Below are 20,390 nucleotides of genomic sequence, written 5' to 3' on the forward strand. Positions count from 1 at the left end.
CTCAGGCCTCCTTCATTTCGGCAGCGGCTTCGGCAGCCGACGGCGCGGCGCTGACGGTGCGTTTTTCAATCCGTTTTTCCACGTCCGGTGCCAGCACCACCCGCTGCACGAAGATACCGGGCACGTGCACCTGGCCCGGATCCAGCTCACCCGGTTCCACCAGTTCCTCCACCTCGGCAATGGTGATCCGGCCGGCGGCGGCGCAAAGCGGGTTGAAGTTCATGGCTGTGGCGTGGAAGACCAGGTTGCCGTGCCGGTCTCCCTTGGCGGCATGGACCAGGGCGAAGTCCGGGGTCAGGGACTCCTCCAGCACATAGTCGGCGCCGTTGAAGCTGCGGACTTCCTTGGGTTCGGAGGCTACGGCCACCAACCCCTCGGCGTCGTACTTCTGCGGCAGCCCGCCCTCGGAGACCTGCGTTCCCACCCCTGCCGGAGTGTAGAAGGCCGGGATGCCGGCGCCGCCGGCACGCAGCTTCTCCGCCAAGGTGCCCTGCGGGGTCAGGACCACTTCCAGTTCCCCGGAGAGGAACTGGCGGGCAAATTCCTTGTTCTCGCCCACGTACGAGCTGACGGTGCGGCGGATCCGGTGGTCGGCCAGCAGCCGGCCCAGCCCCCAGTCATCCACGCCGCAGTTGTTGCTCACCGTCTCCAGGTCCGTGGTGCCCTGGGCATGCAGGGCATCGATCAAGGCCACAGGGATGCCGCAGAGGCCGAAGCCGCCCACAGCCAGGGAAGCCCCGTCCGGGATGTCGGCGACGGCTTCCGCCGCGCCGGGATACACCTTGTTGATCATCGCTTTATCCGTTTCTGCTCGGTTCGCACGCCGCCGGTTCCGGTTACAGGCCCATACTGCGGGCAATAAGCATCAACTGCACCTCAGTAGTCCCCTCGCCGATTTCCAGGATCTTTGAATCCCGGTAGTGCCGGGCCACGGGGAATTCGTTGATGAAGCCGTAGCCGCCGAAGATTTGCGTGGCGTCCCGGGCATTGTCCATGGCCGCTTCCCCGGCAATCATCTTCGCCATTGCGGCTTGGGTCTTGAACGGACGTCCGGCGAGCATCCGGGCCGCCGCGTCGTAATAGGCCAGGCGGGCGGTGTGGGCGCGGGCCTGCATGCGGGCGATTTTGAAGGAAATGGACTGGTAGGTGCCGATGGCTGCTCCGAACGCGGAGCGTTCCTTGGCGTACTTCAGGGATTCATCCACGCAGCCCTGGGCCGCGCCGGTGGCCAGCGCGGCAATGGCAATGCGGCCCTCGTCCAGGATCTGCAGGAAGTTCGCGAAACCGCGGCCGCGGGTGCCCAGCAGGTTCGCTTCGGGCACCCGCACGTCGGTGAGGGTCAGCGGGTGGGTGTCGGAGGCGTTCCAGCCCACCTTGTTGTAGGGCTTTTCCGCCGTGAAGCCGGGGGTGCCGGTGGGCACGAGGATGGTGGAGATTTTCTTCCGGAAGGTGCCGTCCGGCTCGGTGACCGTGTCCGTGACGGCGGTGACCGTGACCAGGCGGGTGATGTCGGTGCCGGAGTTGGTGATGAATTCCTTGCTGCCGTTGATCACCCACTGCCCGTCCTCGAGCACCGCGGTGGTCTTGGTTCCCCCGGCGTCGGAACCGGCCTCGCGTTCGGTGAGCCCGAAGCCGGCGAGCGCTTCACCGCTGGCCAGCAGGGGCAGCCACTGCTGCTTCTGTTCCTCGTTGCCGAACCGGTAAATGGGCATGGCGCCAAGGGAGACGCCCGCTTCCAGGGTGATGGCCACGGACTGGTCCACCCGGGCAATCTGTTCCAGCGCCAGCGCCAGGGCAAAGTAGTCCCCGCCCATGCCGCCGTACTCCTCGGGGAAGGGCAGCCCGAACAGGCCCATCTCCCCCATCTGCGCCACTACCTTGTACGGGAAGCTGTGCTCGGCGTCGTGCTGGGCGGAGACCGGGGCAATGACCTCGTCGGCGAAGTCGCGCACCGTGTCGGAGAGGTCCTGGTATTCCTCGCTGAGTTCAAAGTCGGGCATGGTCTGCTCCTTCAGTGGAATCGGGTTCGGTGCTTTCGGGTACTGCGGGATCAGGGCTTGCAGGGGCGGGGCCGGCAAGGTCTGGGGTCACGGTGGCCAGGACCTGGTCGGCCTTGACGAAGTCCCCGGGACGGAGGCTGAGGCTGACCCTTCCCGCCACCGGCGCGCGCAGCTGGTGCTCCATCTTCATGGCTTCCACGCTCAGGAGCGGATCTCCGGCAGCCACCCGGGCGCCGTCGGGCACGGCCACGGCCACCACGGTGCCGGGCATCGGCGAGCGCACCACGGGGTCGGCGTCGCCCGCTTCCCGTCCTGCGGCCGCCAGCTGCCGCTCCAGCTGTTCGGTGCGGCTCCGGATGCGCAGGCGTGTGGTGAACGGGCCGTCGGCGCTGTTGCCGGCCAGCCACAGGGCCCCGGTGTCCGGCTCGACTGCCGTGGTGAACGTGTGCAGGATTCCGTCCAGGCTCAGCCGGACGGGCCGGCCGGCCGCGTCCGGGCCGTCGATCACCAGGGCCGCAGCGTACTCCGGACCGTCCTCGCCGATCCGCACCGTGGCCTTCTGCGCGCTGCCGGTGACGGTGACGTTAGTGTCGGCTCCTCCCGGTGCCGGGGCGGCGAAGACCAGGTGCAGCGGCGCAGCGGCCCCGGTGTTCCCGGTCCCCACTCGCCAGCCGTCCGCCCGCCGCCAGGGCGAGCCCGACGCCGGTCCGGCCAGCCGCTGCATGTGCAGCAGGGCCGCGGCGGCCAGTTCGGGATCCCCCGGGGTGCGGAACCGCATCCCCGGCAGCCGCCGCTCAATCAGGGTGGTGTCCAGCCGGCCGGCCCGCACATCGGGGTCCGCCAGGAGCAGCCGCAGGTACTCCACGTTGGTGCCGATGCCCAGCACTGTGGTTCCGGCGAGCGCGCGGTCCAGCCGGGCCAGCGCCGTGCCCCGGTCCGGGCCCCAGGCGATGACCTTGGCCAGCATGGGGTCATAGCTGGAGGACACTGCGAGTCCCAGGAGCAGGGAGGAGTCGATCCGGATACCTTCTCCGGCCGGTTCCTGCAGCCACTGCACCGAGCCCGAGGTGGGCAGGAAATCCCGTTCCGGGTCCTCCGCGTAGATCCGGGCTTCCACGGCATGTCCGGTGAGCACCACATCCTCCTGCTTAAAGGACAGCGGGTGCCCGGCGGCGATCCGGACCTGCTCCGCTACCAGGTCCACTCCGGTGACCATTTCGGTGACCGGGTGCTCCACCTGCAGGCGGGTGTTCATTTCCATGAAGAAGAACTCATCCGGGGCGGCGTCGGAGACCAGGAACTCCACGGTGCCGGCCCCCGTGTAGTCCACGGACCGCGCCGCGTTGCAGGCCGCTTCGCCGATCCGTTCCCGGGTGGCCGGATCCAGCAGCACCGAGGGGGCTTCTTCGATGACTTTCTGGTGCCGGCGCTGCAGGGAGCATTCCCGCTCCCCCAGGTGGACCACGTTCCCGTGCGTGTCCGCGAGGACCTGCACCTCGATGTGCCGGGGTGAGGACACCAGGCGCTCAAGGAACAGGGTGTCGTCTCCGAACGCCGAGGCGGCCACGCGCCGGGCGGTCTGCAGTGCCGCAGCGAGGTCTTCTGGCCGTTCGACGGCGTGCATGCCCTTTCCGCCGCCGCCGGCGGAAGGCTTGATCAGGATGGGATAACCGATCCCCTCCGCGGCTGCCTGCAGCCGGGCATCGTCCAGGCCCGGTTCGGCAATGCCCGGCACCACGGGCACCCCGTGGGCCTGGACGTGGTTCTTGGCCCGGATCTTGTCCCCCATCAGGTCCAGGGAGGTTACCCCCGGGCCAATGAAGGTGATGCCGGCGTTGGCCAGAGCACGGGCGAAAGCGGCGTTCTCGCTGAGGAAACCGTACCCGGGGTGCACTGCCTGCGCGCCGGTGCTGCGGCACGCGGCCAGGACGGCGTCCACGGACAGGTAGCTCTGCCTCGCCGGTGCCGGGCCCAGCCGGACGGCGGTGTCGGCTTCGCGCACGTGCCGCGCCCCGGCGTCGTCGTCGCTGTAGACCGCCACCGAGCGGATCCCCAGCTCGCGGAGGGTGCGGATGACCCGGCAGGCGATTTCACCGCGGTTGGCCACCAGCACGGTGTGGAACAGCGGAGCGTCAAAGGGTGTCATGGGGGCTCACATCCGGAACAGGCCGAAGGAGGTCTCCGGCAGGGGTGCGTTGGCGCAGACGTCCAGGGCCAGGCCCAGGACGTTGCGGGTGTCGAGGGGGTCGATGATGCCGTCATCCCACAGCCGGGCGGTGGAATAGTAGGGGCTGCCCTGGGCTTCGTAGGTCTCGCGGATGGGCGCTTTGAAGGCTTCTTCCGCCTCCGCCGGCCACTGCTCGCCGCGGGCCTCCAACTGGTCGCGTTTGACGGTGGCCAGCACCGAGGACGCCTGCGCGCCGCCCATCACGGAGATCCGGGCCGCCGGCCACATCCACAGGAAGCGCGGTGAATAGGCCCGGCCGCACATGGAATAGTTGCCGGCCCCGAAGGAGCCGCCCACCACCACGGTTAGTTTGGGTACCCGGGCGGTGGCGACGGCGGTGACCATCTTCGCGCCGTTCTTGGCGATTCCGCCGGCCTCGTAGTCCCGGCCGACCATAAAGCCGGAGATGTTCTGCAGGAAGACCAGGGGGATGCCTCGCTGGTCGCACAGTTCAATGAAGTGCGCACCCTTGAGCGCCGATTCGCTGAAGAGCACCCCGTTGTTGGCCACAATGCCGATCCGGTGGCCGTGCAGCCGGGCGAACCCGGTGACCAGGGTGGTGCCGTAGTCCTTTTTGAATTCGTGGAATTCGCTGGCATCGATCAGGCGGGCAATGAGTTCGCGGACGTCGTAGGGGGTCTGCAGGTCCGTCGGCACCACGCCGTAGATTTCCGCCGGATCTTCGGCGGGCGGGCGGGTTTCCACCAGGTCAGCCGCGGGCTGCTGCTGCGGAAAGGTCTCCACGATGCTGCGCACTATTTCCAGCGCATGCGCATCATTCTCGGCGAGGTGGTCCGTCACGCCGCTGGTGCGCGAGTGCACCTCGCCGCCACCCAGCTCCTCGGCGGTCACAATTTCGCCGATGGCAGCTTTGACCAGCGGCGGTCCGCCCAGGAAGATCGTGCCCTGGTTGCGGACAATCACGGTCTCGTCGCTCATGGCCGGCACATAGGCGCCGCCGGCGGTGCAGGAGCCCAGGACCGCGGCGACCTGCGGAATTTTGCGGGCGGACATCTGCGCCTGGTTGAAGAAGATCCGGCCAAAGTGCTCACGGTCCGGGAACACTTCGTCCTGGCGTGGCAGGAACGCGCCGCCGGAGTCCACCAGATAAATGCACGGCAACCGGTTCTCGAGCGCGATTTCCTGGGCGCGCAGGTGCTTCTTGACGGTCATCGGATAGTACGTCCCGCCCTTGACCGTCGCATCGTTGGACAGGACCATCACCTGCCGGCCCTGAACCAGGCCGATGCCGGCGATCAGGCCGGCGCCGGGGCACTCGCCGTCGTACATGTCCTCGGCAGCCAGCGGAGCGATCTCCAGGAAGGGACTGCCAACATCGAGCAGGCGGCTCACCCGGTCCCGGGGCAGCAGCTTGCCCCGCGCGGTGTGCCGCTCGCGGGAGCGCTGCGGCCCGCCCTCGGCGGCTGCAGCCAGCCGGTTGCGCAGTTCATCGGCCAGGGCCTGCTGGGCTGCAGTATTGAGCGCAAACGCGTCCGCCGCGGTGTCGAGCCCGGATTTCAGTGTCTCCATGACGTCCTCCTGCCGAGGGGCTAACCGGCCCAAACCCGAGTTAATGACCCCTAACCCAAGTCAGGTTATTGGTTATTAACTGACCTGTCCACCACAATGGGAGAAATGCTCTGTCCGATCAGAAGGGGTGGGTATGGACGCAGCTAAAGACGATGCAACCAACGAGAAGGTCCGGATGACGGGGCGCAGCCTCGCCAAAGCGTCGCGCCGGGCCGCGATGCTCGACGCCGCCGCGGCCCTGTTTGCCGAGCGCGGCTACAACGGGGTCTCCATTGAAGAACTCGGTGCGGCCGCCGGCGTCAGCGGCCCCGCGGTATACCGGCACTTCAGCGGCAAACCGGCCGTGCTCTCCGCCCTGCTGGTGGGAGTCAGCCAGGACCTGCTGGAGGGCGGCAAAGCAGTGGTGGCCGAATCAGCCACGCCCGAAATTGCCCTGCGCGGCCTGGTGGAATTCCAGGTGGACTTCGCCCTGCGGCAGGCAGACGTGATCCGGGTCCAGGACCGGGATCTGGGCAGCCTTCCCGAAGACGACGAACGCCGGGTCCGGTCCCTGCAGCGCCAGTACGTGGGGGTATGGGTGGACGCACTGTCCGCCCTGCATCCCGGCTCCGACCTGCCGCTGCTGCGGCACCGGGCGCAGGGCGTTTTCGGCCTGATCAACTCAACGTCGCACTCGATGCACGGGCGCACCAGCGCCCGGGAGACCGCACGGCTGCGCTCCCTGCTCGATAGAATGGCGTGGGCGGCCCTGAACGCCGAGTAGCTGCCGGACTTTTTTCCTTCCCTCCGAACACTCCCCAAACCCCGAGCAGAAAGACCTGCTGTGATTGAGCTTCGTGCCGTAGTTCCCGCCGATCTGGAGGAATTCTTCTCCCATCAGCTGGATCCCAGCGCCAACCATATGGCGGCCTTCACCGCCAAGAACCCGTCGGACCGCGGCGTCTTTGACCATCACTGGCAGAGCATCCTCAACGATGAATCCATTACGGTGCGCACCATCGTGTCCGACGGCGAGGTAGTCGGCAGCATCCTGGCCTACCGCGACGGCGACGTCCCCGAAATCAGCTACTGGATCGACAAGGCACGCTGGGGCCGCGGCATCACCACCGCCGCCGTCGGCCTGTTCCTGGAAGAGTTCAGCGACCGTCCCGTCCGCGCCCGGGCGGTTGCGGACAATGTGAGTTCCATCCGCATCCTGGAGAAGTACGGCTTCAAGGTAATCGGTGAAACCCAGGGCTTCGCCAACGCGCGCGGCGCCGTGGTCAAGGAACTCGAGCTCGAACTGAACTAGGCAATAGAAGCAGGCAGCGAAAAGCGGACTGTAACAAGGCAGGACCCGTACCGGAGATGATCCGGTACGGGTCCTGCCCGCGTTGAAGGCGGGTCAGGCCATCGCCAAGGCGAGCACCGGCTCGGCCAGCACGTCGCCCACCGCGCGGAGGAACCCGGCTCCCTGTTCTCCGTCCACCAGCCGGTGGTCGAAGGACAGGCTCAGGGTCATCATCGAACGCAGCGCAATATCGCCGTTGTACTCCCAGGGCTGGCGGCGGACCGCACCCAGGGCAAGGATGGCCGCCTCCCCCGGGTTCAGGATGGGTGTGCCCGCATCCACGCCGAACACACCCACGTTGGAGATGGAAATAGTGCCTCCGGCGAGGTCCGCTGGTGCGGTTTTCCCGTCCCGTGCCGTTTGTGCCAGCGCGGTGACGGCGGCCGCGAGGCCGTGCAGGCTCAGCTTCTGGGCTTCCTTGATGTTCGGAACGGTCAGTCCGCGGGGCGTGGCTGCCGCGATGCCGAGGTTCACGTAGTTATAGCGGATGATCTCCCCGGCGTCCGCGTCCCAGCGGGAATTCACTGCCGGGAAACGCCGAAGGCCCAGGCACACTGCCTTCGCCGCCAGGGTCAGCGGTGAAAGCTTCACACCGTCAAAGTCCGGCTGAGCCCGGAGCCGGGCCAGCAGGTCCATGGTGGCTGTGACGTCCACGGTCAGGAACACGGTGGCATGCGGTGCGGTAAAGGCACTGGCCACCATGGCCGCGGCGGTGTGCTTCCGGACCCCAGAAATCCGGATGCGCTCTTCCCGTCCCGGCTGCAGCTCGGATTCCGCGGCCGTCCCGGTGGCCGGCGCTGCCGCCGGGGAGGCGGCGCGTACGACGTCGGCCCGCACCACGAGCCCCTCGGGTCCGGTACCCCGGACCTGGGCCAGGTCGATTCCCATGTCCCGGGCCAGTTTGCGGACCGGAGGCGTGGACCGGGGGCGTTCGGACACGGGCGCTTCGGACACGGGCGCTTCGGACACGGGTGCCGGTTGGGGCGCCGGACGGGGTGCCGGTTCTGCCGCTGCCGACGCCGCTGCCCGGCGTCGTCGGGCGGGCCGGCCGGTGGAATCCGGCACCGCCCCATAGCCCACCAGGTTCGGTTCGCGCCGGGCCGGGGCGTCAGGTGCCTGCTCCGGCTGGGCACCGGCGGCCGCAGCAACCTCGAAGGATACAATCGGCGAGCCGACCTCCACCACGGTTCCGGGCTGCTCGTGCAGGCATGCCACCACGCCTTCGTACGGGGAGGGCAGTTCCACCACTGCCTTGGCGGTTTCCACCTCGGCAATCACCTGGTTCAGCGTTACGGTATCCCCCACGGCAATGTGCCAGTTGACGATCTCGGATTCAGTGAGGCCTTCACCCAGATCCGGAAGCCGGAATTCCCGCAGCATCAGCCCACCGCCGAGACGGTGCGGCCGGGAGCCGGGGCAAGGGAACTGGGGCGGCGCAGGACGCAGTCGACCCCGTCCAGGATCCGGTCCAGGTCCGGAAGGTGGTGGGACTCCAGCCGGGCCGGCGGATACGGAATGTCGAAACCGGTCACCCGGACGGGTGCGTGCTCCAGGTAGTCGAAGCAGCGTTCGGTGATGCTCGCGGCGATTTCCGCACCGAGTCCGCCGAACTGTGCCGCCTCATGGGTAATCACCAGCCGGCCGGTCTTGCGCACCGAAGCCTCCACCGTGGCGAAGTCCACCGGCGCCAGCGAACGCAGGTCAATGACCTCCACGGACACTCCCTCGTCCGAGGCCGCCACGGCCGCGTCGCGGGCGGTGGGAACCAGCGGACCGTAAGCCACCAGGGTGACGTCGCTGCCCGGGGTGACCACGCGGGCCGCTCCCATGGGCAGCTGCGCTTCAGCCGCCTCTTCCACCTCGCCCTTGACGTGGTAGCGGCGCTTCGGCTCGAAGTACAGGACCGGATCGTCGGAAGCGATCGCCTGCTGGATCATGGTGTAGGCGTCCTGGGGGTTGGACACGCTGATCACGCGCAGCCCGGAGGTGTGCGTGAAGTAGGCCTCCGGCGACTCGGAGTGGTGCTCCGGGGAGCCGATCCCGCCGCCGAAAGGCACCCGGATAGTCAGTGGCAGCTTGACCGCTCCCCGGGTCCGGTAATGCATCTTCGCCACCTGGGACACAATCTGGTCGAAAGCCGGATAGATGAACCCGTCAAACTGGATTTCCACCACCGGCCGGTAGCCGCGGAAGGCGAGGCCCACGGCGGTGCCCATAATGCCGGATTCAGCCAGCGGGGTGTCCACCACCCGGTCCGCACCGAAATCCTTCTGGAGTCCGTCCGTGATCCGGAAGACGCCGCCGAGCTTGCCCACGTCTTCCCCCATGATCAGGACCTTGGGGTCGTTTTCCATTGCCCGGCGCAGCCCGGCGGTAATGGCCTTGCCGAAAGTCATGGTGGTCATGAGCGGGTCGCTTCGCCGGCGAAACCGCTGAGGTAACGCGAGTACTGTTCCTGCTGGCGGTCCAGCCAGGAATGCGGCTCCGCGTAGACATGCGCGAAAACGTCGGCGGGCTGCGGGTCCGGCATGCCCAGGCAGGCGGCACGCAGTTCCGCCGCTGCTGCGTCGGTGCGGGCATCGACGTCGGCGGCAAAGGCGGCGTCGAAAAGCCCCATGGTTTCCAGCAGCGCCTGGACCCGGGCCAGCGGATCCTTGCCGCGCCACTGCTCCAGTTCGGCTGCGTCCCGGTACCGGGTGGGATCATCGGCCGTTGTGTGCGGGCCCATCCGATAGGTCACGGCCTCAACGAAGGTGGGGCCGTTGCCGGTGCGGGCACGGTCCAGTGCCTCCCGGGTGGCGGCCATTACCGCCAGTACGTCGTTGCCGTCCACGCGGATAGAGGGGATGCCGAAGCCCGGGGCGCGGTTGGCAATGGGCACCTGGGCCTGCAGGGTGACCGGTTCGGAGATGGCCCACTGGTTGTTGGTGCAGAAAAAGACCACCGGCGCCTGGTAACTGGCAGCGAAAACCATGGCTTCGTTGACGTCGCCCTGGCTGGTGGCGCCGTCACCGAAGTAGCTGATGGCGGCATCGTCGGACCCGTCATAGCTGATGCCCATGGCGTACCCGGCCGCGTGCAGGGCCTGGGCGCCGATGATGACCTGGGTCGGGGCCATGTTGACGCTGTAGGGGTCCCAGCCGGCCGCGGCGTTGCCGCGCCAAACCCGCATCAGGTCTTCCATGCCCACGCCGCGGCAGTAGGCCACGCCGTTTTCGCGGTAGCTGGTGAACGCAAAGTCGGAGCTGCGCAGCGACCGGCCGGAGCCGATCTGGGCGGCTTCCTGGCCCAGCAGCGGGGGCCACAGCCCCAGCTCGCCCTGGCGCTGCAGTGCGGTGGCTTCGGTATCGATCCGGCGGATGACTGCCATGTCCAGGAAGAGTTCCCGGAGCCGGGCGCCGTCGACGTCTTTCACCCAGCGGTCATACAGGGGGTCCGGGACGCGTACGCCCTCCGGTGTGATCAGCTGGACGTAGGGATCGGTGGGTGAGCTGCCGGAGTTTTCCGGGTGCCGCACCGGGGTATGCAGGGACACTGGGATACGCATCCTTCCGTGGTTGGGCCCCAGGGGTGGCGGGGCCTACGCCGGGCTCCATTGCCCGCGTAAATGTGACCCTACTCACACCCGGCATCCAGCACAACCATTAGCGAAAAGACCGAGCATCCTGCCCTATAAGCGGCCGATGGGCCGTGCTAGCGTTGCGCACTATGCAGCCCCTCGACGCCACCGACCGCCGGCTCCTGCTTGCCCTGGCGGAGGATTCCACCCGCACCGCCGTGGCGCTGGCCGCCGTGCTCGGGCTTTCACGGAATACTGTCCAGGCCCGGCTGGCCGGTTTGGAGCGCAAGGGTGCGTTCCTGCCGTTCGAACGCCGGATCAACACGGCCGCACTGGGCTATCCGCTGATGGCCTTCGTCCACGTCCACGTGCATCAGCCGGAACTGTCCCGGATCACCGCCGATCTGGCGGAGCTGCCTGAAGTCATCGAGGCGCACGGGCTCACCGGAGACGCGGATCTGCTGCTGCGCGTGGTGGCCGCGGACGCGGAGGACCTGTTCCGGATCAACAAGCTGATCCTGGCCATCGACGGCGTGCAGCGGTGCGACACCAACCTCGCCATGGGCGAACTAATCCCCCTGCGCGCCACTCCCCTGCTGCGCACAGGGCCGGGGCACGGGGTTTCCTAGCTGCAACGCCGCAGGCAGGCCCCGCCGGAGCGGGACCTGCCTGGGTTACCTGCTTGCGTTATGCGGAAGGACAGTCCTAGTGGTCGACGGCCTTTTCGGCGCCGACGCCGGTCAGGGACCGGACTTCCATTTCCGCCTGCTTGACTGCGGATTCAGTGTTCTTATCCAGCACCGTGCCCAGCCAGCCCAGGAAGAAGGCCAGCGGGATGGACACCAGTCCCGGGTTGCTCAGCGGGAACCAGGAGAAGTCTGCACCCTTGATCATGGATGTTTCCGTTCCGGAAACCACCGGAGAGAAAGCAATCAGCAGGATGGCCGACCCGAGGCCGCCGTACATGCTCCAGATTGCGCCCTGGGTGGAGAACTTCCGCCAGTACAGCGAGTAGATGATGGTGGGCAGGTTGGCGCTGGCAGCCACCGCGAAGGCGAGGGCCACCAGGAAGGCCACGTTCTGGCCCTGGGCCCCGATGCCGCCCAGGATCGAGATGATGCCGATGACCACCACCGTGGTGCGGGCTACCTTGACTTCGCCGTCTGCATCCACCTGGCCCTTGCGGATGACGTTGGCGTAAATGTCATGGGCAAAGGAAGCAGCCGCCGTGATGGTCAGCCCGGCCACCACCGCCAGGATGGTGGCGAACGCGACGGCGGAGATCAGTCCCAGCAGGACCGGCCCGCCGAGGGCGAAGGCCAGCAGCGGTGCTGCCGAGTTCACGCCGCCTGGAGCGCTCTTGATCGCCTCGGAACCGATCATTGCCGCGGCGCCGTAGCCCAGGACCAGGGTGAACAGGTAGAAGATACCGATCAGCCAGATGGCCCAGACCACGGACCGGCGGGCTTCCTTGGCGGTAGGCACCGTGTAGAAGCGCATCAGCACGTGCGGCAGGGCTGCGGTGCCAAGCACCAGGGCCAGGCCCAGCGAGATGAAGTCCAGTTTGGAGGTTTCGGTTTTGCCGTACTGCAGCCCCGGATCCAGGATGGCGGGGTTGCCCGTGGTTTCCACGGCGTGGCCGAGCAGTTCCGAGAGGTTGAAGCCGTGGTTCGCCAGGACCCACACGGTCATCACGGCGGCGCCGGCGATCAGGAGGCAGGCCTTGATGATCTGCACCCACGTGGTGCCTTTCATGCCGCCGATCAGTACGTAGATGATCATCAGGGCGCCCACCACGGTGATCACCAAGGACTGCCCGATCTTGCTGTCGATGCCCATCAGCAGGGACACCAGCCCGCCGGCGCCGGCCATCTGTGCCAGCAGGTAGAAGAAGCAGACTGCCAGGGTAGTGATGGCTGCCGCAATCCGCACCGGACGCTGCTTGAGGCGGAAGGACAGCACGTCGGCCATGGTGAACTTGCCGGTGTTGCGGAGCATTTCCGCCACCAGCAGCAGGGCTACCAGCCAGGCGACGAGGAAGCCGATGGAATACAGGAAGCCGTCATAGCCGTTTACGGCGATGGCGCCGACAATACCCAGGAAGGAGGCAGCGGAGAGGTAGTCGCCGGCAATGGCGGTACCGTTCTGGGGTCCGGTGAAGGATCGGCCGGCTGCGTAGTAGTCCGCGGCGGTCTTGTTGTTGCGGCTTGCGCGGAGCACCACTATCAGGGTGACGGCCACAAACAGGCCGAAGATGACCATGTTCAGCAGCCCGGTGTCCTTGATGGACTCGGCCGTTACCTCCGCGGCCGCGATGTGCACGTTGTTCACTTGGTCTCCTCCGGCCGGCTGACGCCCTTGGCCTCAAGTTCTCCGCGGATCTCCGAGGAAATGGGATCCATCCGGCGGTTGGCATAGCTGACGTACCACATGGTGATGCCGAAGGTGCTGACGAACTGCAGCAGCCCCAGGATCAGGCCCATGTTGATGTTGCCGATTACCGGGGTGGACATAAACCCGTGCGCGTAATCGGCCAGCAGCACATACGCGAAGTACCAGACCAGGAAGGCCACGGCCATCGGGAAAATGAAGCTGCGCTGGCGCTGGCGCAGTTCCCGGAACTCGGGTGAGCTCTGGACTTCCCGGAAGTCCACCTGCTCCGGGTGCGCAGCGTGTGAAACCGGCTGCTCTTCAGCCATTGTTCCTCCTCTGTTGGGGCACGCTCCACGCGTTGACCCGCCAAGAGGCCGGGACACGACGCCGTGCAAGCTGTGACGCTCATCACTTTCCTACAGGCCGGTCCGGATCGTCTGCACGACGCCGCCGGGCGTCGGTGAACGGTGCGTTCCGTGCGGTGAACGGCAGCGTTCGGCGCCGGGTAAGCCGGGTGCGGGGGGCCGGGGGGGCGGGCGGGGGCGCGCGGGCGGCTGGCCGGCTGGCCGGCCGGGTTGACGCCGGGGGCCGCTAGGGTGGGTCCATGCTTAGCCCCGCCGTCGACATTGCCCTGGTCTGCGCCGTCGCCGTCCTGACGGTTGCAGTGGTGGCCGTGCTCGGTTTCCGCCTCAGCCGCTCGGCACGGGACCTGGGTTCGGACGCGGAGCGTGCCACCTACGCCACCCTGCACACGGCGTCGCTCGCCTCTGCACACCTGCGCTCGGGCCTGACTCCGGCCGGTGCCCGCAAGGCGAGCCGGCACCTGCGGGACCTTTTGGACTGCGACACGCTGGTCATTACCGACGCGGTGGCCGTACTGGCCTGGGACGGCGCAGTTGCGGATACTCCGGCCCGCCGCGAACGGCTGCTGTCCGCCGCGCGGCTGGTGCTGGAATCGGGCCGGACCCGGGTGTTCCGCGGGGCGGCGCTGCGCGCGCTGGGCCTGCAGGACTGCGGGCGGGAACTGCTTGTCTCCCCGCTGCCGGTCAACGGAAAGACCGTGGGAACGGTCGCGGTGTTTGCCCCCTCGGTCCGGGCCGGACTGGTCCGGGCGGCCAACGAGGTGGCCGCGTGGCTGGCCACCCAGGTGGAGCTGGCCGAGCTGGACACGTCCCGGGCGCAGCTAATGGAAGCAGAAGTGCGGGCCCTGCGGGCCCAGATCAGCCCCCACTTCATCTATAACTCGCTCAACGCCATCGCCTCCTATATCAACACCGACCCGGCGCGCGCCCGGGAGCTGGTGGTCGAGTTCGCCGACTTCACCCGCTATTCCTTCCGCCGGCACGGGAACTTCACCACCATTGCCGAGGAACTGGAATCCGTGGACCGGTACCTGCTCCTGGAGCGGGCCCGGTTCGGGGAGCGCCTGAAGGTCAGCCTGCAGATTGCCCCGGAGGTATTGGGCACCGTCATTCCGTTCCTGTCCCTGCAGCCGCTGGTGGAAAACTCGGTCCGCCACGGGCTGGAGGCCAAGGACGGGCAGGGCCGCATCACCATTGCCGCCGTCGACGCCGGTGCGGACGCGGTGATCACCATTGAGGACAACGGGGTGGGGATGGACCCGGTCCATCTGCGCTCCGTCCTGGCCGGGCATGCCGACGGGGACCATGTAGGCCTGCGCAACGTTGATGTGCGGCTGCGGCAGGTCTACGGCGGGCAGCACGGCCTGGTCATCGACACGGCGCCCGGCGCCGGCACCCTGATCACCATGCGTGTGCCGAAGTCGCAGCCGGAGAACCGGCCCACCAACGCGTAATCTGTATCGCATGCGCAAACCTCCCCGCCCCCTCAGCGTTGTGGTGGCAGACGACGAAGCCCCCGCCGTCGAGGAGCTCGCCTACCTGCTCGGCCTGGACTCCCGGGTGGGCACGGTCTACCGGGCCGCCAGCGGCGCGGCAGCCCTTCACGAGATCTCCACCCGCGACGTCGACGCCGTGTTCCTCGACATCCATATGCCCGCCCTGTCCGGCCTGGACATTGCCAAAGCGCTGGGCCAGCGGGAACGGCCACCGGCGGTGGTGTTCGTGACGGCCGACGAAGACCAGGCACTGCGGGCCTTTGACCTGGCCGCCCTGGATTACCTGCTCAAGCCGGTGCGGCCGGAACGGCTTGCGGAATCCGTGCGCCGGATCTGCGAATCGGTCACTGAACCGGAGGCCGAGGCCGACATGGTGACCGTGGTCCAGGGCGCTACCACACGGATCATTGCCCGCGCCGACATCCGCTACGTCCAGGCGCAGGGCGATTACGCCCGCCTGCACACCACCGATGCCAGCTACCTGATCCGGGTCCCCCTGGCGGATTTGGAGGAACAGTGGTCGGGGGCGGGCTTCGTGCGGATCCACCGGTCCTATCTGGTGGCCCGGAACCACATCCGCCAGGTGCGGCTGGCCGGCGGCCGGGCCAGTGTGCAGCTGGGCGAGGTGGACCTGCCGGTCAGCCGGCGGCATCTGCCTGCCGTGCGGAACACACTCGACGCCGGCCGGGTCAGGCCCGCCCAGTGACCGCCGGAGCCGCCCCGGACCGGGCTGTGCCTGATGGGTCGGCGCCTGACCGGGCTGCGCCTGACGGCTCGGCACCTGAGCACGCCGACCCTGCCCCGCCGCGGATCCGTGTCACTGCCGCCGGCGCCTCCCCCGGGGCTGCGCCTTTCCCCGTGTCCCGGGAACTGGATGAACAGTCCGAAGTGGGTGAACTGATTATCGGCTCGCTGATCCGCAGCCAGCTGCGGCTGGCCCTGGTGGTGGGCGGAGGGTTCCTGCTGATCCTGCTGGGCGTTCCCGTGCTCCTTGCTTTCCTTCCGGTGAGTGCCGACCTGCATATCGGCGGCATCCCGGCCCCATGGATCCTGCTGGGCGTGGGGGTGTACCCGCTGGTGATCGGCTGCGGGCTGCTCTACATGCTCAGTGCCCAGCGCAACGAAAACCGCTACCGCGATCTGGTGGAGGGCCGGTGAGCTGGGACATCGCCCCGGGCATGAGTCCGGGCATCGGCTACACGGCGCTGGCCGCGGTGGCCGCGGCGACCCTGCTGATCGGGTTCTACGGGCTGCGGATTTCCCGGACCACCAGCGACTTCTACGTTGCCTCCCGCACCGTCAAGCCCTGGTGGAACGCCTCGGCCATTGGCGGCGAGTACCTCTCCGCTGCCAGCTTCCTGGGCGTGGCCGGGCTGATAGTGGCCTCCGGCGTCGACGCCCTGTGGTTTCCCATCGGCTACACCGGCGGATACCTGATGCTCCTGCTGTTTGTGGCCGCACCGCTGCGCCGGTCCGGGGCCTACACGGTCCCGGACTTTGCCTCCGCCCGGCTGGAGTCCCTGCCTGTGCGGCGCCTGACCAGCCTGCTGGTGATCGCCATCGGCTGGCTGTACATCGTCCCGCAGCTGCACGGCGCGGCGCTGACCATCCGGATCACCACCGGACTGCCGGCGGAGATCGGCTGCCTGGCCGTGACCGGCGTCGTCTGCCTGAGCGTGGTGACCGGCGGGATGCGCTCCATCACCTTCGTCCAGGCGTTCCAGTACTGGCTGAAACTGGTGGCGATCGCCGTTCCGGTGCTGTTCATCCTCTTCCGGCTCGCCGGCGACGGGCCGCCCGGCCCGGACGGCGCAGCGGTGCTGGCTGAAGCACTGGACCCGCAGACCCACGCCCCGCTCTACCGGAACATTTCCTTGAGCATCGCCCTGCTGTGCGGCACGCTCGGACTGCCTCATGTGCTGGTGCGCTTCTACACCAACCCCGACGGCGCGTCCGCCCGCCGCACCACCATGATCGTGCTGGGGCTGCTGTCCCTGTTCTACCTTTTTCCCATCACCTTCGGCGTACTGGGGCGGATCTACGCACCGGATCTCGCCGACGCCGGCGCCACGGACGCAGCCGTGCTGCTGCTGCCCGGACGTGTTTTCGACGGAGCCACCGGGGATCTGCTGGCAGCGCTGGTCACGGCCGGTGCGTTTGCCGCGTTCCTGTCCACCAGCAGCGGGCTCACCGTATCCCTCGCCGGGGTGATCAGCCAGGAGTTTTTCCGCGGCAGTGTCCGCGGGTTCCGGCTCTCCGCTGTCCTGGCCGCCGTCGTACCGCTGGCCATTGCCCTGCTCACCGAGTCCTCGGCCCTCGCGGGCAGCATCGGCATGGTGTTCGCCTTCACCGCCTCCACGCTTTGCCCGCTGCTGGTACTGGGGATCTGGTGGCGCCGGCTCACTGCGCCCGGTGCCGGGGCCGGCATGCTGACCGGAGCGCTGCTGTGCGGCGGGTCCATGGCGGCTGCCGCCGTCCTGCCGAGGCTCGAACTGCAGATTCCGGCCTGGATTGAACAACCGGCGGCGTGGACGGTACCCGCGGCCTTCGCGGTCACCGTGGTCGTGTCCCGGATAACGGCCGGCTCGACGCCGGGAGGCGCCGCGAAGTTCTTGGCGCGGCTGCACACCCCCGAGCCGCTGGAGCGTCCCCGCCCGGGCAGTGCGCCTCGAAGCTGAAGGCTCCGCTGCTGAAAGTCCGTTGCTGAAGGATGTCCGCTTTAGAGCCGGGAGGGCTGGTTAGTCGATGGAGGCCATCAGTTCGACAACGCGGTCCAGGAACGCATCCACCTGCGTTTCTTCATATCCCTGGTCGCCTTTGGTTTCGCGGAACACCGCACGGCGGACAACGTCAACGCTCAGCGGACGGTCGTGTTCAAAGTAGCCCAGCAATTCGTTGCACAGGGCATCCACGTCTTTGACGTTGTAGCTGGCCACACGCTTGCGGGCGGGACGGCGGAACCGCTCCCCCGGTTTGCGGTGCAGCCGTGCACGCAGGACGGCGGAGATGCGCCCGATCTGCAGCAGCCAGGCTTCTTCGCCGCGGTCTTCAATCAGCTGGTCCCGCTCACGCTGTGCAAAAACGTCTTCGAGGCGGTCCAGTGCCGCGTCTACGGCCTGCGGCTCGTAACCGCCCTTGGCCGGGTCGAAGGCCATGGAACGCACGTCGGCGCTGGTGACCGGGTTGGATGCCTTCGAATCGGAGTTGTAGTAGTTACGGGCCTTGGTCAGGAACTCATCGACCTGGCGGATGTTGTAGCCGAAGTCCCGCCGTCCCACGCGTTCGAAAGGAGCACTGGCCTGCCGCGCATCGTCCATGAATTTACTGTTCCTCTGTGGTTATTGCCTTACGGAGTTACTGCGCCAGGGCTGGATATCCAGGATCCGGCGCATGGGCAATGTATGAAAAACTCTGAAACATCTTACGACGCCGCCACCCGCGTATGTGTGCAGGCACACCGGACGTTGCCGGACCGTTACGGTATTACGGTCCCGCCGCGGTGATCCGGCTGGTAGGCAGCCGGTCCACCGGCAGGCACTGCCGGAAGGCGGCTAGGACACGCCGGAGAGCAGCACGGAAAGCAGGAAGACCACCGGAGAAGCGAACACCACGGAGTCCAGCCGGTCCATCACACCGCCGTGGCCGGGCAGGAGGTTGGACATGTCCTTCACGCCCAGCTCTCGTTTGACCATGGATTCGGAGAAGTCGCCCGCGGTGGCTGCCGCTACCGTTGCCACGGCCAGCACCACGCCGAACCACCAGGGCTGGTCCAGGAAGAACACGGCCGCTGCAACACCCACGATCGTGGCGCCGCCGGCGGATCCGGCGAAGCCTTCCCAGGACTTCTTGGGGCTGATCTTGGGGGCCATGGGGTGCTTGCCGAAGAAAGCGCCCACCAGATATCCGAAGGTGTCATTGGAGACCACCAGCAGGAGCAGCACGGCGACGCGGATCTGGCCGTCCGGCTCACGCAGGAGCAGCAACGCGAAGCTGAGCAGGAACGGCACCCAGAGCACCACGAAGATTCCCGCGAGAATGCTCTGGATGGCTTCTTCGGCGGTATCGATGCTCCGCCACAGCAGGATCGCGACGGCGGTGGCCACCATTGCGAAGGCCAGGGCTTCAGTGCCGCCGAAGAACGCGGCAAACGGCAGTCCTACGGATCCCACCAGCACCGGCACCAGCGGCACCTTCATGCCGCGCACTTCCAGCGCGCGGCTAACTTCCCATACCCCTACCGCAGCGAAGGCCACGGCAATGACCACAATGGCGAAGGGGAAGAACAGCAGGCCGATCAGCAGGGCACCCAGGAGGATGACCCCGACGGCGATGGCCGCCGGAAGGTTGCGTCCGGCGCGTGAGGCCTTGGCGGGCTTGGCGTCGGCTTTGCGGTTCCGGGTCCGACGGCTCGGCACCCGGCCGGAATCGGCTGCGCTCATATCCGTGGCCTTTGCTGCCGGAACTGTCTCGACGGACGGTGCACCGCCAGCCTGGTTGGAAGGCTGGGCGTCACTCATCAGACCTCGAGAAGCTCGGCTTCCTTGCGCTTGAGAAGATCGTCAATGGAATCGGTGTGCGCCTTGGTCAGGGCGTCAAGGTCCTTTTCCGCGCGGGCGCCGTCATCCTCGCCCACCTCGCTGTCCTTTACCAGGCGGTCGATGCCGTCCTTAGCCTTGCGGCGGATGTTCCGGACTGACACTTTGGCGTCTTCTGCCTTGCCGCGGACAATCTTGACGTATTCCTTGCGGCGGTCCTGGGTCAGTTCGGGCATGATGACCCGGATGACCTTGCCGTCGTTCGACGGGTTGGCGCCCACTTCGGAGTCGCTCAGGGCCCGCTCGATGGCGCGCAGGGCCGTCACGTCGTACGGGGTGATCAGCAGGGTGCGCGCATCAGGGGTAGCGAAGGACGCCAGCTGCTGCAGCTGCGTGGGAGAACCGTAGTAGTCCACCAGCACGCGCGAGAACAGTGCCGGGTTGGCGCGGCCCGTGCGCACGGAGGAGAAGTCCTCCTTGGCAACCTCCACCGCCTTGTCCATCTTGTCGGCGGCCTCTTTCAAGGTGTCTTCGATCACGGTATCTCCTCTAAAAACAGTGTCCACCAAGCACTCTCGCTCAGTGGCCGGACTCTAATATCATCCTAAGCCAAAAGGGTGCGGGTTCCCTGCATCGAGCGAAGCGAGGTGGAGGGGAACCCTTTCGGCGCAAAAGGGTGCGGGTTCCCTGCATCGAGCGAAGCGAGGTGGAGGGGAACCCTTTCGGCGCAAAAGGGTGCGGGTTCCCTGCACCGAGCGAAGCGAGGTGGAGGGAACCCTTTCGGCGCAAAAGGGTGCGGGTTCCCTGCACCGAGCGAAGCGAGGTGGAGGGGAACCCTTTCGGCGCAAAAGGGTGCGGGTTCCCTGCACCGAGCGAAGCCCCACTCTGCGGGCCGCAACGCAAACCGTGACCACCCAGGAAAAGTCACTGGCTGCCGTCCCCCACTGGGAGGACGTGCCGGTCCCGCAGGGACCTGGA

At 67.4% G+C, this 20,390-nt stretch carries 19 protein-coding genes; 7 read left to right on the top strand and 12 right to left on the bottom strand.

Annotation, left to right across the window (positions count from 1 at the left end; genetic code table 11):
• Nucleotide 1: 1 nt before the first annotated feature.
• Genes LOC57_RS14560 through LOC57_RS14575 form a run of 4 tightly spaced genes read right to left on the bottom strand, consistent with a single transcriptional unit; the run spans nucleotide 2 to nucleotide 5,757 of the window.
• On the bottom strand, nucleotides 2-793 hold the full coding sequence (locus LOC57_RS14560) for a CoA transferase subunit A (RefSeq protein ID WP_227927309.1): 792 nt from the start codon (nucleotides 791-793) through the stop codon (nucleotides 2-4).
• A gap of 43 nt (nucleotides 794-836) precedes the next feature.
• Entirely contained in the window at nucleotides 837-2,000 is a 1,164-nt protein-coding gene (locus tag LOC57_RS14565) for an acyl-CoA dehydrogenase family protein (RefSeq protein ID WP_227927310.1), read from the bottom strand.
• Nucleotides 1,987-4,146: an ATP-binding protein gene (locus LOC57_RS14570; RefSeq protein WP_229960615.1), complete on the bottom strand. Its 2,160-nt coding sequence runs from the start codon at nucleotides 4,144-4,146 to the stop codon at nucleotides 1,987-1,989. Before LOC57_RS14570 ends, LOC57_RS14565 begins: the two co-directional genes overlap by 14 nt.
• A gap of 6 nt (nucleotides 4,147-4,152) precedes the next feature.
• Entirely contained in the window at nucleotides 4,153-5,757 is a 1,605-nt protein-coding gene (locus LOC57_RS14575; RefSeq protein WP_229960617.1) for a carboxyl transferase domain-containing protein, read from the bottom strand.
• A gap of 133 nt (nucleotides 5,758-5,890) precedes the next feature.
• On the opposite strand from LOC57_RS14575, the gene LOC57_RS14580 reads away from it, so the two are divergent.
• The gene (locus tag LOC57_RS14580) at nucleotides 5,891-6,520 is read left to right on the top strand and encodes a TetR/AcrR family transcriptional regulator (RefSeq protein ID WP_227913961.1); all 630 of its coding nucleotides are present in this window, start codon (nucleotides 5,891-5,893) and stop codon (nucleotides 6,518-6,520) included.
• A 60-nt stretch (nucleotides 6,521-6,580) separates the two neighbouring features.
• Entirely contained in the window at nucleotides 6,581-7,048 is a 468-nt protein-coding gene (locus LOC57_RS14585) for a GNAT family N-acetyltransferase (RefSeq protein WP_227913960.1), read from the top strand.
• Nucleotides 7,049-7,141: 93 nt separating this feature from the next.
• Here LOC57_RS14585 and LOC57_RS14590 read toward each other — a convergent pair whose 3' ends face one another.
• The 3 genes from LOC57_RS14590 to pdhA are packed head-to-tail and all read right to left on the bottom strand — an operon-like array spanning nucleotide 7,142 to nucleotide 10,634.
• On the bottom strand, nucleotides 7,142-8,467 hold the full coding sequence (locus LOC57_RS14590; protein WP_229960620.1) for a dihydrolipoamide acetyltransferase family protein: 1,326 nt from the start codon (nucleotides 8,465-8,467) through the stop codon (nucleotides 7,142-7,144).
• Entirely contained in the window at nucleotides 8,467-9,492 is a 1,026-nt protein-coding gene (locus tag LOC57_RS14595) for an alpha-ketoacid dehydrogenase subunit beta (protein ID WP_227913958.1), read from the bottom strand. The genes LOC57_RS14590 and LOC57_RS14595 overlap by 1 nt, the downstream gene beginning before the upstream one ends.
• Nucleotides 9,489-10,634 carry a pyruvate dehydrogenase (acetyl-transferring) E1 component subunit alpha gene (gene pdhA, locus LOC57_RS14600; protein WP_442860190.1) on the bottom strand — a complete coding sequence of 382 codons (1,146 nt, stop codon included), beginning with the start codon at nucleotides 10,632-10,634 and terminating at the stop codon, nucleotides 9,489-9,491. Before pdhA ends, LOC57_RS14595 begins: the two co-directional genes overlap by 4 nt.
• A gap of 161 nt (nucleotides 10,635-10,795) precedes the next feature.
• Between pdhA and LOC57_RS14605 the strand changes: the two genes are divergently transcribed.
• Nucleotides 10,796-11,275 (top strand): Lrp/AsnC family transcriptional regulator, encoded by a 480-nt coding sequence (locus LOC57_RS14605; RefSeq protein WP_227913957.1) that lies wholly within the window; start codon nucleotides 10,796-10,798, stop codon nucleotides 11,273-11,275.
• Nucleotides 11,276-11,351: 76 nt separating this feature from the next.
• Here LOC57_RS14605 and LOC57_RS14610 read toward each other — a convergent pair whose 3' ends face one another.
• Nucleotides 11,352-12,908 (bottom strand): solute symporter family protein, encoded by a 1,557-nt coding sequence (locus LOC57_RS14610; protein WP_227914058.1) that lies wholly within the window; start codon nucleotides 12,906-12,908, stop codon nucleotides 11,352-11,354.
• 65 nt (nucleotides 12,909-12,973) lie between these two features.
• A complete protein-coding gene (locus LOC57_RS14615; protein WP_227913956.1) occupies nucleotides 12,974-13,345 on the bottom strand; it encodes a DUF485 domain-containing protein in 372 nt (123 codons plus the stop codon).
• 278 nt (nucleotides 13,346-13,623) lie between these two features.
• Between LOC57_RS14615 and LOC57_RS14620 the strand changes: the two genes are divergently transcribed.
• The 4 genes from LOC57_RS14620 to LOC57_RS14635 are packed head-to-tail and all read left to right on the top strand — an operon-like array spanning nucleotide 13,624 to nucleotide 17,555.
• A complete protein-coding gene (locus tag LOC57_RS14620; protein ID WP_227913955.1) occupies nucleotides 13,624-14,835 on the top strand; it encodes a sensor histidine kinase in 1,212 nt (403 codons plus the stop codon).
• A 10-nt stretch (nucleotides 14,836-14,845) separates the two neighbouring features.
• On the top strand, nucleotides 14,846-15,583 hold the full coding sequence (locus LOC57_RS14625; RefSeq protein WP_227913954.1) for a LytR/AlgR family response regulator transcription factor: 738 nt from the start codon (nucleotides 14,846-14,848) through the stop codon (nucleotides 15,581-15,583).
• A 26-nt stretch (nucleotides 15,584-15,609) separates the two neighbouring features.
• Nucleotides 15,610-16,035 (top strand): hypothetical protein, encoded by a 426-nt coding sequence (locus LOC57_RS14630; protein ID WP_227913953.1) that lies wholly within the window; start codon nucleotides 15,610-15,612, stop codon nucleotides 16,033-16,035.
• Nucleotides 16,036-16,055: 20 nt separating this feature from the next.
• Complete coding sequence (locus LOC57_RS14635) at nucleotides 16,056-17,555, top strand: sodium/solute symporter (RefSeq protein WP_227914057.1); 1,500 nt, start codon at nucleotides 16,056-16,058, stop codon at nucleotides 17,553-17,555.
• Nucleotides 17,556-17,615: 60 nt separating this feature from the next.
• Here the strand turns inward: LOC57_RS14635 and LOC57_RS14640 are convergent, their stop codons facing one another.
• The 3 genes from LOC57_RS14640 to frr all read right to left on the bottom strand — a co-directional run bounded on the left by LOC57_RS14640 (nucleotide 17,616) and on the right by frr (nucleotide 19,951).
• Complete coding sequence (locus LOC57_RS14640) at nucleotides 17,616-18,194, bottom strand: DivIVA domain-containing protein (RefSeq protein ID WP_227913952.1); 579 nt, start codon at nucleotides 18,192-18,194, stop codon at nucleotides 17,616-17,618.
• Nucleotides 18,195-18,428: 234 nt separating this feature from the next.
• Nucleotides 18,429-19,316: a phosphatidate cytidylyltransferase gene (locus LOC57_RS14645; RefSeq protein ID WP_227913951.1), complete on the bottom strand. Its 888-nt coding sequence runs from the start codon at nucleotides 19,314-19,316 to the stop codon at nucleotides 18,429-18,431.
• 77 nt (nucleotides 19,317-19,393) lie between these two features.
• The gene (gene frr, locus LOC57_RS14650) at nucleotides 19,394-19,951 is read right to left on the bottom strand and encodes a ribosome recycling factor (RefSeq protein ID WP_227913950.1); all 558 of its coding nucleotides are present in this window, start codon (nucleotides 19,949-19,951) and stop codon (nucleotides 19,394-19,396) included.
• Nucleotides 19,952-20,390 lie beyond the last annotated feature (439 nt).

The organism is Arthrobacter sp. zg-Y750 (assembly GCF_020907365.1).
Classification (GTDB): domain Bacteria; phylum Actinomycetota; class Actinomycetes; order Actinomycetales; family Micrococcaceae; genus Arthrobacter_B.